This is a genomic window from Rhizobium moroccans, from assembly GCF_057559155.1.
In genome coordinates, this window is sequence record NZ_JBHFJG010000052.1 from 1 (window position 1) to 15,397 (window position 15,397).

Sequence of the window (15,397 nt, forward strand, 5' to 3'; positions counted from 1 at the left end):
CCCGACGCATCGAACCACATGGAGGAGGGGCCGGGCAGGATGCGGATGCCATGCCGTTCCCAGACGGGATTCCAGTTTCTCAGTCCCTCGACATAGTGCCACATGCGGTCGCGATTGATGACGCGGCCCCCGGCTGCTTCCGTAATGCCGATCATCCGGCCGTCGACATGCTTCGGCACGCCGGAAACCATGTTCGCGGGCGGTAGCCCGAGCCGTTTCGGCCAGTTGGCGCGGACAAGCTCCTGGTCGCCACCGATGCCGCCCGAAGCGACGATCACCACCTGGGCGCGGAGTTCGAAATCCCCGACGGCAACTCTCGAGCTTTCCGCGCCTCGCAATGCGGTGCTCGGCTCCAGCAGCGCGCCGGAAACTCCGGTTACCTGTCCTGCTTCCACCAGAAGCCGATCGACCCGGTGTCGCCACAGGAACCGGATCTTTCCAGCCCTCTCAGCTTCGCGGGCTCGCTTCTCGAATGGCTCGACCACGCCGGGGCCGGTGCCCCAGGTGATGTGGAAGCGCGGCACGGAATTGCCATGGGACGTGGCCGACCAGCCGCCACGTTCCGCCCAGCCGACCACGGGAAACAGGCGGTGCCCCATCTGCCGCAGCCAGGCGCGCTTCTCGCCGGCCGCAAAGGCGACGTAAGCCTCCGCCCAGGCGCGCGGCCAATAGTCCTCGGGCCGGTCGAAACCGGCCGTGCCGAGCCAATCCTGCCATGCGAGATCGAACGAGTCGCGGATACGCATGCGACGCTGTTCGGGCGAATCGACCAGAAAGAGCCCGCCAAGCGACCAGAATGCCTGTCCGCCGAGGTTTTGCTCCGGTTCCTGATCGAGAATGACGACCGAGCGGCCGGCATCGACGAGCTCGGTTGCGGCGACGAGCCCGGAAAGGCCCGCGCCCACGATGATGGCATCGGCTGCTTCGCTCACCCCAGCGCTCCTCCCAAAGCGTAGCCCGAATGTTGCGACATGTTGCCGGATACAGCCATGGGGCGTGTCCGGTGTCAATTCACGGGGCCGACATGAAAACAGGCCCGACGATGCGGGCCTGTTTGAAAAAGTTCGGAAAGGTCGGATCAGCGGACGTAGACGATCTTGCCGCCATTTGCTGCCGTGTCGATCGCCACGACATTGTTGAGCTGGACGTTATGATCGACGAGTTCAGCATGGAGCGCCCGGTCGCTCCTGATTTCGCTCTGGGCTGCCTGGGTCATAGCCCGGGTGGGATGGATAAAGGTATCGGGTACGTCCAATATGCGTGCGCTGTCGTCCTGTTCGGGATTGGTATAGACGATGCTGACATGGTTGGCGGGCATGGCGGCGGCGCTGCCCATATCACGCGCATAGGCGCCACCGATCGAAGCGGCCGACAGCAGGACTGCAAGAGCAAAAGCCTTTTTCATGGTCATTCTCCTATCTTCGTAACCAGCCGAAGAGTTTTGAGCGGTTCGGTTGGGCGTTTTGCGACGGGAGAACTCGGCAGCGTGCTTTGAGTTCCTTGTAGAAGATTACAAATGAGCAATGATTACAATAATTTAACCTTCCGCCACGTGTGCGTGTGACGGAAGGTTGTGATGTATATTGTGCGGTGCAAAATCAGGCGGCTTCGCGGGTCAGTTCGTCGGCGATGACCGTGTCGAGATTGAGGAAGCAGACCATCGTCTTTTCGAGAGCCACGATACCGCGGCAGAAGGCGCGCTGCGCTTCGGGGATGATTTCCGGCGCCGGCTGCAGGTCTTCGCTACGGATCGTCATCATGTCGGAAACCTGCTCGACGAGCAGTCCGACCAGCTTTCCTGCGATGTCGGTGACGATGATGGCGGAGCGCTCGGAGGGCTCGGTCATCTTCATGCCGAGCCGGCAGGCCATGTCGATGACCGGGATCACCGCGCCGCGCAGGTTGATGAGGCCGAGCACATAGGAAGGCGTATGGGGCATCGGGGTTACGGGCGCCCAGCCGCGGATTTCGCGGATCGCCATGATGTCGATGCAGAATTCCTGATCGCCGAGATGGAAGGAGACGATCTCGAGGTGGGCTCCGGACTGTTTGATGGCGTTGCTCATGTCAAAACTCTTCCCGTTGTCTTTGTCTATACGCATGTCTTTGCCGGCAACCGCTGCGCGCCTTGCGCGACACCCGCCAGGGATTCCGCGTTTGCAGCCAGACACGAATGTTGGAGAAGGTTCATCCGGCCTTTTCATGAGGCCTGGTGGGGAGGGCACGGAAAGCGGCTTAACATGGGCCGCCCGACCGCAGCATCGCGGCCATGTCCGAAGAATATGCTGCCAACCCCGCGAACCACTTCGTGAAAACAGGCTCTCAGAGAGAGATTAATCTTGTGCTAATCGACGTTGCGTTTCCGGGCTTTTCTCACCCGTTGCGTAGGGTTAGAATGGTTTCATGGAACAGGAACTGACATCCCAATCGCGCCTGCCGCTCTTCCTTCTGGGGGCTGCTCTGTTCCTCGGTCTGTCCAGCGCTGTTTTCTACGGCTGGATTCAGCACGGTTCCTCCATTTTCCTGACGCTTGCCGAAAGCGGGCTTTCCTGGTGCATGTAGGCCGCTGGGACAAATTGGCGCGTTCCATATGAAGGCGTCTTATTGATTTGCGCCTTCGCCGGCCGGAGAGTATCGCTCTGCGAACTGTCTTTGATATCTCCTGTTGCAGGATTTCGAGAGAAACGGCATGAAAACCTTCCGCATGATCCTCTGGGCTGCTGTCGTCGTGCTTGCGGGCGTGCTCGCTTGGCTCACCCTGGAGGTGACGCGCTCGAAGGAGCAATTGACGGAGGCGCCGTTCGGCGTTCCGTTCCAGCTTGTGGCACAGAACGGACAGCCGATTTCGGAAGAGGCGTTTCGCGGCAAGCCGACAGCGCTCTTTTTCGGCTTCACGCATTGTCCGGAAGTTTGCCCGACGACGCTCTTCGAGCTTAACGGCTGGATGAGGCAGGTCGATCCGGATGGCACCCGTTTGCAGGGCTATTTCGTCAGCGTCGATCCGGAACGGGATACGCCGGAAATTCTCGGACAATACATTTCCAACGTCACCGATCGGGTCACCGGCATTTCCGGTCCGCCGGAAAAGGTCGCCGAGATGGTCAAAGGCTTCAAGGTCTATGCCAAGAAGGTGCCGGTGGACGAGAAAGAGCCCAATGGCGACTACACCATGGACCACACGGCTTCCGTTTTCTTGCTGGATGGAGGCGGGCGTTTCGCCGGCACTATCGCATACGGGGAAAATTCCGAGATTGCGGTCAAGAAGCTCGAGAACCTGATCAAGGGTTGATCTTGAAGGCGGGCGGGGTTCTGTGGCAATGCTCCGGCGTGCCCGAATAAAGAAAGACCACCTCCTTGAGCGAAATCCGCCTGTACGTCACCGCCACCGAAAAGGGCGCGGCCGAAATCCTCGATATTCTTTCCGGCGTGTTCGGCGAGGAAGACTATGCGATCGCCACCACCGAGGTGGATGAGAAGAAGGATATATGGGAAGCCTCCGTCTACCTGATGGCAGACGAGGAGGAAATCGTACGCGGGCGTATGGCCGAAGGCCTTCAGCCTGCCTTCCCGGATGTGGCGATCGAACGCGAGGTCATCCCCGATGTCGACTGGATCGCCAGGTCGCTGGAGGGGTTGAAGCCCGTAAGGGCAGGGCGCTTCCTCGTCCACGGGTCTCATGATCGGGACAAGGTCGCGCCGAACGATATTTCCATCGAGATCGATGCGGGCCAGGCTTTCGGCACCGGCCACCACGGCACGACGGCCGGATGCCTGGAAATGATCGAGGAGGTGGTGCGCGGGCGCAAGGTGCGCAACGCGCTCGACCTCGGCACCGGCAGTGGCGTTCTGGCGATCGCGCTGAGAAAGATCAGGGACATACCGATTCTCGCGACCGACATAGATCCCCTGGCGGTGCGCGTCGCGCGCGAGAATGTCCGGAGGAACGGTATCGCCAGCGGTCTTCGGCTCGAAACCGCGGCGGGCTTTCATTCCCCGGCCTTCCGCCGCGAAGGTCCGTTCGACCTCATTATCGCCAATATCCTGGCGCGCCCGCTGATGAAGATGGCGCCGCAGCTTGCCTCGCATCTGGCGCCCGGCGGTTCTGTAATTCTTTCCGGCATCCTGGCAGGGCAGCGCTGGAAGGTGCTCGCCGCCTATAACGGCGTCCGGCTTCGCCATGTGAGGACTATCTGGCGCAACGGCTGGGTGACTATCCATCTGCGTCACGGCTGATCGGATACCGTTTCGCAATGCAGCATTGCGAACGATGCATATCGATGGACTTCCGAGAAGAAAAAAGGCGGCACCCGAAGGTACCGCCTTGCGACCAGTTCTGGACTGATCGGTGCCCGCGAGCCAGGGAGGAGACGCTCAAGCGGGCTCTCGTATTCTGACGTCGGAAAGAGGTTGGGAGGAGAGCTTCTTTCCGGGGAGGAGATCAGAACACGTAGCTGGATACGCCCTTGCGGCGCAGTTCTTCACGGCTGGTGCCGAGGCCCTTCAACGTCTCGTCGTCGAGGCTGAGAAGAGCGCCGTTGACGTAGCGGCTGGCCTGACGTTCACGTGCCTCGACAACGCGCTGGAAGGCATTGCGGAAGAAAGAGTTGGCCATCGGGTTGTTCCTTTGATGACGGGCCTTGTTCGGCGCCCGTTCGATGATGTGAATATATGAGTTTCCGAGGCGCTCAGTGAGGGGGCTGATATCAAAGGTGTTATGCATTCAGCGCATAGGCTGCCGATCAACGCATCACCTGTTGTTAGCACTTGCACAAACCGGCGGCATTTCAGGCGGCTGGCCTCCGGGCCGGGAAATAGGCTAACGTGAGGATCATCCCTCCTGCGGAATCGTCATCTCTTTCCGGATAAAGCCATGTTCCAGTCTTTCGAAACGAAATCCTCCCCGCAATTCGGCCGCGAACGGGTCACGGCTTTGCGTGGGCGGTTTGCCGATCTCGGCATCGATGGTTTCCTCGTGCCGCGCGCCGACGAATATCAGGGCGAATACGTACCGGCCTCGGCCGAGCGGCTCTCGTGGCTCACCGGCTTTACAGGTTCGGCCGGCGTGGCGCTGATCACCCATAGCCAGGCGATCGTCTTCGTCGATGGACGTTACGTGACCCAGCTTGCCGAGCAGGTGGACGGAACGGTCTTCACCGGCGGCGACCTCGTCAACGAGCCACCGCATATCTGGCTGCCGAAGAACGCCGCGAAGGGTTTCCGGCTCGGTATCGATCCCTGGCTGCATTCGCCGGCCGAGGTGCGCAAGCTGGAAAAGGCGCTGGTCGGGATCGGCGGCTCGCTCGTCCTCCTTCCCGCCAATCCGGTCGACCAGCTCTGGAGCGATCGTCCGGCCGAACCGCTTGGCCCGGTCGCTATCCAGAAGGAAGAGCATGCGGGCAAGCTCGCCAAGGACAAGATCGCCGAAATCGTCTCGCTGGTGAGGGAGAAGGAGGCTTCGGCCGTTCTGATCACCGATCCCTCGTCTGTGGCTTGGATATTCAATATCCGTGGCGATGACGTGCCGCACACGCCTCACCCCTTGTCGCGCGCCATCATTCCGGCGGAAGGCAAGCCGGAAATCTTCCTCGACCAGCTGAAAACGGGCATCGAGAGCGCCGCCTATCTGGCTCAGCTCGCGGTGCAGCGCCAGCCGGAGGAGTTTGCCGCGCGGCTTTCTCGCGTCGCGGCGGATGGCGGTCGGATAATGGTCGATCCCGATCTCGCACCGTTTGCGCTGATCACGGCAATCAAATCGGCCGGCGGCGAAGTCATTGAGACGAGCGATCCCGCCAAGCTGGCGCGAGCCTGCAAGAACAAGACGGAGCTCGAGGGATCGAGCCAGGCGCATCTGCAGGATGGTGCCGCCATGGTCGAATTCCTCTGCTGGCTCGACCAGCAGCAGCCCGGAAAGGTGACGGAAATCCAGGCGGTGAAGGCGCTGGAGGCCACGCGCGTGCGCGTCGGTCAGAGCATGCAGAACCCGCTGCGCGACATTTCCTTCGATACGATTTCCGGCGCCGGCGAGCATGCCGCCATCATGCATTATCGGGTAACGACGGAGACGGACCGGCTGATCAATGCCGGCGAGCTTTTCCTCATCGATTCGGGCGCCCAATATATCAACGGCACCACCGACATCACGCGCACCGTGGCGATCGGCGCGGTGCCGCCCGAGCGCAAACGCTTCTTCACCCTGGTTCTGAAGGGCATGATCGCCATAAGCACGGCACGCTTCCCGAAGGGTACGCGAGGCTGCGATCTCGATCCGCTTGCCCGCATCGCGCTCTGGAAGGCGGGTGGCGATTTTGCACACGGAACCGGCCACGGGGTGGGCTCCTATCTTTCCGTCCACGAGGGGCCGCAGCGCATTTCGCGGCTTTCCACGCAGGAACTGCTGCCCGGCATGATTCTTTCCAACGAGCCGGGCTATTATCGTCCGGGCGCCTACGGCATCCGGATCGAAAACCTCGTCTATGTACGTGAAACGGAGGAGATCGAGGGCGGCGACCAGCCGATGCGCTCCTTCGAGACGCTGACCTGGTGCCCGATCGACCGGCGCCTCGTGCTGCCGGAACTGCTGACCGACGAGGAGCTTTCCTGGTTCGATGACTATCACGCCCAGACGCGCGAAAAGCTGTTGCCGCTGATCGAGAACGAGGCCGTTCGCGAATGGCTCATCCAGGCGACCGAGCCGCTTGGAGCATGACGCTAACACGCTGTGGGCAACTGTCTGCGGCGAGCTGTCCTGGGACTGCGTAAGGAAAACCCCGTCATCTGCTGGCGGGGTTTCTTTTTGCGCCAATATCCGAAGTGCAGGCGGAAAAAATTAAGGAGCTGGATCGGTGATCCAACTCCTGCAACAATATCAGCTATCTGGCTGGAAAAACTGGCTCCCCGGGTCGGATTCGAACCGACGACCTATCGATTAACAGTCGAGTGCTCTACCGCTGAGCTACCAGGGACCATCCGCGTCTGCCGCGGCGTGTGCGGGGGGTAATACTTATGCTTTTGGGTTTTGCCAAGCGGTTTTTGCAAAAAAAATGCCGTCGCTTGTTTTATCCACTTTTGAGCCCCATCTCCACGGCAGACATGATGACCAGACACCCGAAAGGATAACTGTTGGCCGCAAATGACCAGAATGCCCGCAGATTCGGCGTGGACCCGAAAACGCGCGAACTGGCTTTCGGAACCTGGCGGATTCCACTTCCCCGTTCACGCGCCGGCCGGATCGGTACCGGTCTCCTGCTGATTTTCGGAGGGGCGCTGGGTTTTCTGCCGGTGCTGGGATTCTGGATGCTGCCGCTCGGCTTCATCATACTCTCGCATGATCTGCCCATGGTTCGCCGGATGCGCCGCCGCGTCGGGCTCTGGTGGGCAAGGCGCCGTCAGAGAAAGAACTGACGGCGCACAGGTGGCCGGAGAGGGTGGCCGGCTCAGCCCATCAGGCCCATGAGCCCCTGGCCGGCGCTGTAGGCCATGTAGCCGAGCACCGCGAAATAGATCACCGTAATGGCGATGAAGACATAGCCGCCCAGCACGATCAGCCCATCGCGCTGGATCATGCCGGTCGATAGAAGCAGGATAGCTATTCCCGGAAGGGTATTGGAAAAAGGCACCAGTCCGAGCGGAAACATCAGGAGCACGCCGGCCGCGGCGATCGCCAATCCGTTGATGCGGTTCGTAACGCCACCGGCCGTCAATGCCGAAAGGCGCGGCTTCAGAAAACGGTCGAGCCGCGAAACGATGCCGAGGCCTTTTTCCAGCGCCGGCACGAGCTTGTTCGTGTCGAGCTTCCTGTCGAGAATCCGGGTCGGAAGCCAGGGCAGGCGGTTCAGGGTGATCGCCACGCTGATCAGGATGATAGCGGCGCCGAAAACCGTGCTGACGCCGGGGATCGAAACGGGGATGAGAAAGGGCAGGGAGGCGATGGCGCAGACGAGCAGCAGCCCCTGTTCGCCGACCGCCTCCATCAAATCTCTCAAGGTAACCGATTGTCCCCTGATCCCGTCGATCAGCCGCCGAAGCGTGCCGCTCAGCGAAGAAGAGGTGTCCTGGAAGTGAAAGGCATTATTCAAAGGCTCGCTCCGCATTATTTTGCCGTCGCGGGGCTGGTGAAACTCAGGATGGTTTCCATGCCCGCATGCTGATTCGAGACCGGCCACTCTTCTTGCCTCGCAAGGTGCGGCGCGGAAGGGATGCTTAACAGCATTCAGCGGATGAGCAAAGGAAAATGGCCCCACCGGAAGGTAGGCTGTCTTCTCAATCGATGCAGCTCGACCTTTCGGCTACTTGGGCTGCATCCAATGGTCATAGACGCCACAAGCCAGCACCACCAGCAATATGGCGAGCACGAACGGATTGAGCGCGGTCAGAAAATCCAAGTAATGCTGCATGACGGTCTCCTCTTGACCTCATGAAACGTTGAGTGGCGACTCCTCTCGCCTACAACGCAACCAAGGTAACACAGTTCCGCCACAATTTCAAAATGGGCACGGCCTTCCGGCCGTACAGCGCTGGCAGGGCCGGCCGAGAATCACTACATTTCCCCCGGTAATGAGGGCGGATATGAAGTTCACAGTGATTCAGGGTGGGTTGGCCGAGGATACGGCGCCTGCCGAAAGAGAGAACGGCTCCCTGCCGGGCCTGCAAGACGTGCTGAGGGAAGCCGAGCGTCGGATAGGCGCGACCGGATACCAGAAATGGCGCAATCGCGAGACCGCGACGGGCCTGCCGGTGCCGCGTGACGTGCAATATGTCGTCATGCAGATCCGCTATGTTGCCGAGGCGATTTCTAGGCTGTCGCGCATTCCCGCCGATTTCCGGTCCGACATCTACTGGCCCGCTGAGCCGCCTGCACTCACGCGGGTTGGTCGGGAGTAGCGGCGCAAGAGGGCCGCTTCTTGATCTTACCCCAGCATCCTGGCCTCTATGCTTGCCAGGACAAAGGTCCGCCGCACCCGTTCCAGGGGCATCCGCCTCTGCAGCGAGGCGGCGCATTCCTTCAATGCCTTGAGATAATAGGTGCCTTCGCGTACCGGCCATCGATGGGTCAGGTAGTCGAGCGCCTCCCTCGGCCCATGCACTTTTTCCGGAAATCCATAGCCGACCTGCACGCGAACCGGCCGGCTCCAGCGGATTTCATGATTGTCTTGGATGATGTTCATATCGCTACCCTGTCGGCGTCGAGAACATCCAGCAGAGCGTTTGGTTCCGATGGCGCGGGGATATTTTTCTGAGGCGGGCAGGAAAGGATCGCTGCGTCTCGTCAAAGGGAAATATTCCAGCGCTGCAGAATGCAACTAGCGCAGGGATATGGATGTGCTATCGGATAGGTTGTGATCCCGCCTGATTCCCGGAAGCCACATGAGAAAGCTGATTTTTCCGCTTGTTCTTGCTCTTCTGCAGCCCGCTCCTGTCTTTGCGAATTTCGATGATCCGCGCACACATGGCGCAGATTCCCGTCAAGTTGGTGAAAATCCGGCCTGCGAAGAGGTCAACCGCGCTTATATGCGAACGGCCAACTCCGGGAGATACATAAGAAGGTTCTACGAGCTGAGATCTAACGGCGTGGAAACATATATCGGCTTGGAAAAATTCGCGGACGAACGCATCTATTCTCGCTTCTTTGATAAGCCGTGGAGGGAGGCACCGCGTCCTTTCCTTACGACCATGACCGCTGCCGGCCCTGTCATTTGGGATTGCCGACAGTTGGAAGACGAGGTCGTCTACCGCATCCCGTCGAAACATTTCCGAGGACATTGGAGGCGCGGCAAAAAATCGGCATACACGGAGATATGGATAGGCAAGGAAGACGGCCGCTTTACCAGAACGCTTCGCCGATTTGATGCGAGTACCCCTGGTCCATGGGGCTTACAGAACGTTATTGAGGAATTCGACTACGGCAGGGATTTTCCCATTCCATTTCCGCCTTTCGAGCTCCCATAATTCGAGCGGCTGTTCACAAAAAAGATCGGGTTCCGGACGAAGGGTATTGCGCACATTGTAGATTCGTTCTAATGCCCGGCCACCACTCGCTTTTTACAGCATCGGACGGCCTCGTGGCGGAGTGGTGACGCAGAGGACTGCAAATCCTTGCACCCGAGTTCGATTCTCGGCGAGGCCTCCATCTTCCTTCTTTTTCATTGTTCTCCCGGCAGCGGGCGAGATCAAGCGATCTCCAATCGCGGCCGAAATCCTGCTCGGCGCGGGCCGGCTCTGACCCTGATCGGCGATGCTGGAGTTGGTGCTCGGGCGGATTCGGAGAGTGCGGAAAACGTGCAGGGCCCCCAAAAAACCGTGAGCGGCTGGCCTATTCGATCTCCCAGCCGCTCACACCCCCATTTGAGACCCACCCGGTCCCAAGGATGATGATGATCCTGTACGGGCAGAGAAGCAATTTGTCCCTACGGGCTAAACGGAAGGGACTAGTCGCCAAGGGAAGTTTCGATTGCGTTCCGAACTCCGGCGTGCAGGGCAACGCTACCGTCGACACAAGGAAGGACGACCGATGCGCCGGCCTTTCCACAAAGCGGGTTTCGCCGCTTCGATAGCGGATTATCACCTCTCCCGAGCCACTCTTGGCGTTTTTTGCATTGAAAGCGTTGCGCCTCGCCAGTAAGACGAGGACGCATGAATTCGGCGAAGAGCGCCGGTGGTTTGGGACGACGGACATGATGGATTTCGAAGCAGCACGAACGAAGATGGTCGACAACCAGATCCGCACGACGGATGTCACGTCGCATTCGCTGCTGCGGGCTTTCTATACGGTGCCGCGCGAGGAATTCGTGCCCGCCGCGGCGAAACCGCTCGCCTATATCGATACCGATATCGAAATCGCTCCCGGCCGATACCTGATGGAGGCATCGCCGCTCGCCAAGCTTCTGCAGCTCGGCGCGATCGGCAAGGAAGATGTCGTGCTGGAGATCGGCGCCGGTACCGGATATGCGGCGGCGGTCCTGTCGCTGATTGCCGGCTCGGTCGTGTCGCTGGAAAAGGACGAGGCCCTGGCTTCCCAGGCGACCGAAACGCTGGCCCGTCTCGGATATGACAATGTCGCGGTCGTGACGAGCGATCTCGATAAGGGGTATGCGGCGGAAGCGCCCTACGACCTGATTTTCATCAATGGCGCCGTCGAGGAAATCCCGGCCTCCCTCATGGATCAGCTTCGGGATGGTGGCCGGCTGGTCGCCGTGGTGGGCTATGGCAATGCGGCGCGGGCGAAGCTCTTCGTGCGCGAGCAGGGCGTCGTGTCGGAAGGCGTGCATTTCAATGCATCGGTCAAGCCGCTTCCGGGCTTCCAGAAGGCGAAGGAATTCGTCTTTTAAGCCATTCTGCTCCTGAAGCAGCGCTTGAGAAATGGATGCGGGCCGGGCTTTTGTCCGGCTCTTTCTTTTGGCGGTGTTGCCCTCGGGACTCGCTGTCGAAACAAATCTGTGTATCGCACAAGCCATTGACCCGGCTGCAATTGTGTCTCTGCGCCGCTGCCGTAAACTTATGTTGATTCGAGTTTCGGCGGACTTCGGACCCGATGCGGCAATAGGGGATTGATATGGCGCAGCCAAATGTAGTGCGTGAACCCTCCATGGAAGAGATCCTGGCCTCCATCCGCAGGATCATCGAGAGCAACGAGCCGGTGGGCGAGGGTGCTTTTTCCGGGCCGCTTCCTCCGGTCTATGCGGAGGAAGAGATCGAGGACGCCGAGGAGGGCGTCAATTACGCGCCCGAAATGCCGGCGAACGATCCCGGCGAGCCGCGTCACCGGTCGATGATGGGGGCGGATGAGCCGGCTGCCTCCGCGGAAAAATCCATGTCTCTTGCCGATGTCGCGGCCCGCGTTCGTGCCGCTTCGGTACGCCAGCAGGAAATTGCCACTGCCCGTCCGGCATCCGCGTCTGCGCCCCTTGCTCCGCCTCCTGCCGCCGAACGACCGGCGCCATCGGCCGTCGCCCGCCTGCTGGAACTGCGTGATGCGGCTGCATCGCAGCCTGCTCCAGCCGTCCAGCCGACAAGGGCGCCGATCGCCGAACCGTCGGCCTACCAGGTTCAAGCGAGGATGGAGCTGGAGCCGGAGATGCAGGAGCGGCGGCCGGAGCCGCGTTTTGCCTCAGCACCCGAGCAAAAAAGCCTGCCCGCCAGGATCGAGAGTGCCGCCGGCCTGATCTCCGCGGAGGCCGGCGCGCAGGTCGCCCGCTCGTTCAGCGAACTGGCAGCCGTGTTCGACGGCATAGAGAGGCGCTCGCTGGAGGAGATGGCCAGCGAGATGCTGCGTCCGATGCTGCAGGAATGGCTGGACGATAATCTGCCGACGCTGGTCGAGCGTCTGGTGCGCGAGGAAATCGAGCGCGTGGCGCGCGGTTCCCGCCGCTGATTTCCTCTTGACCGAAGGCAAGAGCCGCCTGGGTGTTCCCGGCGGCTTTTTTATTGACTTGGAACAACCCATCCTATTTACACCGCGATACCTCTCAAAGAACAGAACCGGGGCAGGAAATGCTCGAAAAGACCTATGATTCCGCAACCGTAGAACCGAAGATCGCCGCCGCCTGGGACGAGGCCGAGGCCTTCCGCGCCGGCGCCAATGCCAAGCCGGGTGCGGAAAGCTTCTCGATCGTGATCCCGCCGCCGAACGTGACCGGCTCTCTGCACATGGGCCACGCGCTCAACAACACGCTCCAGGACATCCTGGTCCGCTTCGAGCGCATGCGCGGCAAGGACGTCCTGTGGCAGCCGGGCATGGACCATGCCGGCATCGCCACGCAGATGGTGGTCGAGCGGCAGTTGATGGAACGTCAGCTTCCCGGTCGCCGCGCGATGGGCCGTGAGGCCTTCATCGAGAAGGTCTGGGAATGGAAGGCGGAATCCGGTGGCCTCATCTTCAACCAGTTGAAGCGCCTGGGCGCCTCCTGCGACTGGTCGCGCGAACGCTTCACCATGGACGAGGGCCTGTCGGAAGCCGTTCTGGAAGTCTTCGTCAGTCTCTACAAGGAAGGCCTGATCTATAAGGACAAGCGCCTCGTTAATTGGGATCCGAAACTGCTCACCGCGATTTCCGACATGGAAGTCGAGCAGATCGAGATCAAGGGCAATCTCTGGCACCTGCGCTACCCGCTGGAAAAGGGCGTCACCTATCAGTATCCGATCGCCTTCAATGAAGACGGCAAGCCGACGGAGTGGGAAACGCGCGACTATCTGGTCGTCGCGACCACACGCCCGGAAACCATGCTCGGCGATACGGGCGTGGCGGTGAACCCGGATGACGAACGTTACAAGGGCATTATCGGCAAGCATGTCATCCTGCCGATCGTCGGCCGCAAGATTCCGATCGTCGCGGACACGTATGCCGACCCGACGGCAGGCACCGGCGCGGTGAAGATCACGCCCGCCCACGATTTCAACGATTTCGATGTCGGCAAGCGGACGGGTCTCCGCGCAATCAACATCATGAATATCGACGGCACGATCACCATCAAGGACAACGAGGATTTCCTCGAGGGCCTCGATCATCCCGCCGCGTTGCACGGCGCCTGGGATCGGCTGGAAGGCCAGGACCGTTTCACGGCGCGCAAGATCATCGTCGAAATCTTCGAGGAAGCCGGCCTGCTCGACAAGATCGAGCCGCACACGCATGCGGTCCCGCATGGCGACCGCGGCGGCGTGCCGATCGAGCCGCGCTTGACCGAGCAATGGTGGGTCGACAACAAGACGCTCGCAAAGCCTGCGATCGCATCGGTTCGAGAAGGCCGCACCAAGTTCGTGCCGAAGAACTGGGAAAATACCTACTTCCAGTGGATGGAGAACATCCAGCCGTGGTGCATTTCCCGCCAGCTCTGGTGGGGACACCAGATTCCGGCCTGGTATGGCCCGGACGGCCAGGTCTTCGTGGAGAAGAGCGAGGAAGAGGCGCTCGAGGCCGCCATCCAGCACTATCTCGCACATGAGGGGCCATGGAAGGTCTGGGTTCAGGAGAAGATCGAGAACTTCAAGCCCGGCGAGATCCTCACCCGTGACGAGGATGTGCTCGATACCTGGTTCTCCTCAGCGCTCTGGCCCTTCTCGACAATGGGTTGGCCGGACCAGACGCCGGAACTCGCCCGCTACTATCCGACCAGCATCCTCGTGACCGGCTTCGACATCATTCCGTTCTGGGTGGTCCGCATGATGCAGATGGGCCTGCATTTCATGAAGGATGAGGAGGGCAACCCTGTGGAGCCTTTCCACACGGTGTACATCCATGCGCTGGTTCGCGACAAGAACGGCCAGAAGATGTCGAAGTCGAAGGGCAATGTTATCGACCCGCTCGAACTGATCGACGAATACGGCGCTGACGCGCTCCGCTTCACGCTTGCCATCATGGCGGCGCAGGGCAGGGACGTGAAGCTCGATCCTGCCCGTATCGCCGGCTACCGCAATTTCGGAACAAAACTCTGGAACGCGACGCGTTTCGCGGAGATGAACGGCGTCAAGCGTGATCCGAAATTCATTCCCGAGACCGCGACGCTCACCGTCAACCGCTGGATATTGACGGAACTTTCGAAAACCATTCGCGAAGCGACCACCGCGATCGAAACGCAGCGCTTCAACGACGCCGCCGGTTCGCTCTATCGCTTCGTGTGGAACCAGGTCTGCGACTGGTATCTGGAGCTCCTGAAGCCGATCTTCTCCGGTGGAGATGAAAAGGCGAAGGCGGAGGCACAGGCGTGCACCGCCTATGTGCTGGAAGAGACGTACAAGCTCCTCCATCCCTTCATGCCCTTCATGACGGAAGAGCTTTGGGAGCACACGGCGTCGCGTGCGACACTGCTTTGCCATGCGGATTGGCCCGAACCGGAGTTCGAGGATGCGGCGGCTGCCGATGAGATCAACTGGCTCATCGATCTGGTTTCCGGCCTGCGTTCCGCCCGTGCGGAGATGAACGTGCCGCCTTCGGCCGTGGCGCCGCTTGTCGTCGTCGGCGCCAACGAGCTGACGCAGAGCCGCCTCGTCCGGCATGAGCCGGCAATCCGCAGGCTTGCGCGTGTCGAAAACGTCGAACTTGCCAAGACCGCTCCCAAGGGAGCAGCGCAGATCGTCGTTGGCGAGGCGACGGCATGCCTGCCGCTCGGCAGCCTTATCGATCTGGCGGCGGAAAAGGCCCGCATCGAAAAGGCGATCGGCAAGGCGGAAGCCGAGATGGAGCGGGTGGCCAAGAAGCTGGCGAACGAGAAATTCGTCGCGAATGCCGATCCGGAAGTCGTCGCGGCCGAGCGGGAACGCTTCACGGAGCTGGAGGTTCAGCTCGCCAGCCTCAGGACCGCGCATGCAAGAGTGAGCGAAGCCGGCTGAGCCTTCAGCCGGAGCTGACCGGTTCCGGCGATCTCCATACGGATCGAAGAAGTTCGGGGGGGGGGGGGGGGGGGGGGGG

16 protein-coding genes and 2 tRNA genes are annotated in these 15,397 nt (G+C 60.7%); 11 read left to right on the forward strand and 7 right to left on the reverse strand.

From position 1 onward, the window contains the following. The 3 genes from ACE04I_RS25255 to ACE04I_RS25265 all read right to left on the reverse strand — a co-directional run. On the reverse strand, positions 1-932 hold a 932-nt coding region (locus ACE04I_RS25255), incomplete at its 3' end, for an FAD-binding dehydrogenase (protein ID WP_487207739.1). Between the two features lie 146 nt (positions 933-1,078). Then, a complete protein-coding gene (locus ACE04I_RS25260) occupies positions 1,079-1,405 on the reverse strand; it encodes a hypothetical protein (RefSeq protein WP_046795203.1) in 327 nt (108 codons plus the stop codon). 193 nt (positions 1,406-1,598) lie between these two features. Further along, positions 1,599-2,066, reverse strand: coding sequence for a chemotaxis protein CheW (locus ACE04I_RS25265; RefSeq protein ID WP_046795202.1), 468 nt, complete (start codon positions 2,064-2,066; stop codon positions 1,599-1,601). Positions 2,067-2,403: 337 nt separating this feature from the next. Here ACE04I_RS25265 and ACE04I_RS25270 point away from each other — a divergent pair, with 337 nt between their 5' ends. The 3 genes from ACE04I_RS25270 (at position 2,404) to ACE04I_RS25280 (ending at position 4,233) form a co-directional block, all read left to right on the forward strand. Then, the gene (locus ACE04I_RS25270) at positions 2,404-2,562 is read left to right on the forward strand and encodes a hypothetical protein (RefSeq protein ID WP_156176958.1); all 159 of its coding nucleotides are present in this window, start codon (positions 2,404-2,406) and stop codon (positions 2,560-2,562) included. Positions 2,563-2,689: 127 nt separating this feature from the next. Next, a complete protein-coding gene (locus tag ACE04I_RS25275) occupies positions 2,690-3,289 on the forward strand; it encodes an SCO family protein (protein ID WP_046795538.1) in 600 nt (199 codons plus the stop codon). Between the two features lie 65 nt (positions 3,290-3,354). Continuing rightward, the gene (locus ACE04I_RS25280) at positions 3,355-4,233 is read left to right on the forward strand and encodes a 50S ribosomal protein L11 methyltransferase (protein ID WP_046795201.1); all 879 of its coding nucleotides are present in this window, start codon (positions 3,355-3,357) and stop codon (positions 4,231-4,233) included. Positions 4,234-4,438: 205 nt separating this feature from the next. On the opposite strand, the gene ACE04I_RS25285 is transcribed toward ACE04I_RS25280, so the two are convergent. Then, positions 4,439-4,612, reverse strand: coding sequence for a hypothetical protein (locus ACE04I_RS25285; RefSeq protein WP_046795200.1), 174 nt, complete (start codon positions 4,610-4,612; stop codon positions 4,439-4,441). Positions 4,613-4,870: 258 nt separating this feature from the next. Between ACE04I_RS25285 and ACE04I_RS25290 the strand changes: the two genes are divergently transcribed. Continuing rightward, complete coding sequence (locus tag ACE04I_RS25290) at positions 4,871-6,706, forward strand: aminopeptidase P family protein (protein ID WP_046795199.1); 1,836 nt, start codon at positions 4,871-4,873, stop codon at positions 6,704-6,706. Between the two features lie 181 nt (positions 6,707-6,887). On the opposite strand, the gene ACE04I_RS25295 is transcribed toward ACE04I_RS25290, so the two are convergent. Then, positions 6,888-6,962: transfer RNA gene (locus tag ACE04I_RS25295), tRNA-Asn, on the reverse strand. 157 nt (positions 6,963-7,119) lie between these two features. Here ACE04I_RS25295 and ACE04I_RS25300 point away from each other — a divergent pair. Next, entirely contained in the window at positions 7,120-7,401 is a 282-nt protein-coding gene (locus tag ACE04I_RS25300) for a hypothetical protein (protein WP_137326500.1), read from the forward strand. 32 nt (positions 7,402-7,433) lie between these two features. Here ACE04I_RS25300 and ACE04I_RS25305 read toward each other — a convergent pair whose 3' ends face one another. Next, on the reverse strand, positions 7,434-8,075 hold the full coding sequence (locus tag ACE04I_RS25305; protein ID WP_046795537.1) for an exopolysaccharide biosynthesis protein: 642 nt from the start codon (positions 8,073-8,075) through the stop codon (positions 7,434-7,436). 490 nt (positions 8,076-8,565) lie between these two features. On the opposite strand from ACE04I_RS25305, the gene ACE04I_RS25310 reads away from it, so the two are divergent. Further along, positions 8,566-8,880 carry a hypothetical protein gene (locus ACE04I_RS25310; RefSeq protein WP_046795536.1) on the forward strand — a complete coding sequence of 105 codons (315 nt, stop codon included), beginning with the start codon at positions 8,566-8,568 and terminating at the stop codon, positions 8,878-8,880. Positions 8,881-8,906: 26 nt separating this feature from the next. On the opposite strand, the gene ACE04I_RS25315 is transcribed toward ACE04I_RS25310, so the two are convergent. Next, positions 8,907-9,164: a DUF982 domain-containing protein gene (locus ACE04I_RS25315; RefSeq protein ID WP_046795197.1), complete on the reverse strand. Its 258-nt coding sequence runs from the start codon at positions 9,162-9,164 to the stop codon at positions 8,907-8,909. 199 nt (positions 9,165-9,363) lie between these two features. Between ACE04I_RS25315 and ACE04I_RS25320 the strand changes: the two genes are divergently transcribed. The 5 genes from ACE04I_RS25320 to ACE04I_RS25340 all read left to right on the forward strand — a co-directional run bounded on the left by ACE04I_RS25320 (position 9,364) and on the right by ACE04I_RS25340 (position 15,318). Continuing rightward, positions 9,364-9,945 (forward strand): hypothetical protein, encoded by a 582-nt coding sequence (locus ACE04I_RS25320; protein WP_046795196.1) that lies wholly within the window; start codon positions 9,364-9,366, stop codon positions 9,943-9,945. Between the two features lie 107 nt (positions 9,946-10,052). Beyond that, a tRNA-Cys gene (locus tag ACE04I_RS25325) sits at positions 10,053-10,126 on the forward strand. A gap of 547 nt (positions 10,127-10,673) precedes the next feature. After that, complete coding sequence (locus ACE04I_RS25330; RefSeq protein ID WP_487207751.1) at positions 10,674-11,324, forward strand: protein-L-isoaspartate O-methyltransferase family protein; 651 nt, start codon at positions 10,674-10,676, stop codon at positions 11,322-11,324. A 224-nt stretch (positions 11,325-11,548) separates the two neighbouring features. Continuing rightward, the gene (locus ACE04I_RS25335; RefSeq protein ID WP_046797222.1) at positions 11,549-12,367 is read left to right on the forward strand and encodes a PopZ family protein; all 819 of its coding nucleotides are present in this window, start codon (positions 11,549-11,551) and stop codon (positions 12,365-12,367) included. A gap of 119 nt (positions 12,368-12,486) precedes the next feature. Then, on the forward strand, positions 12,487-15,318 hold the full coding sequence (locus ACE04I_RS25340) for a valine--tRNA ligase (RefSeq protein WP_046797221.1): 2,832 nt from the start codon (positions 12,487-12,489) through the stop codon (positions 15,316-15,318). The last annotated feature ends 79 nt before the right edge of the window (positions 15,319-15,397 follow it).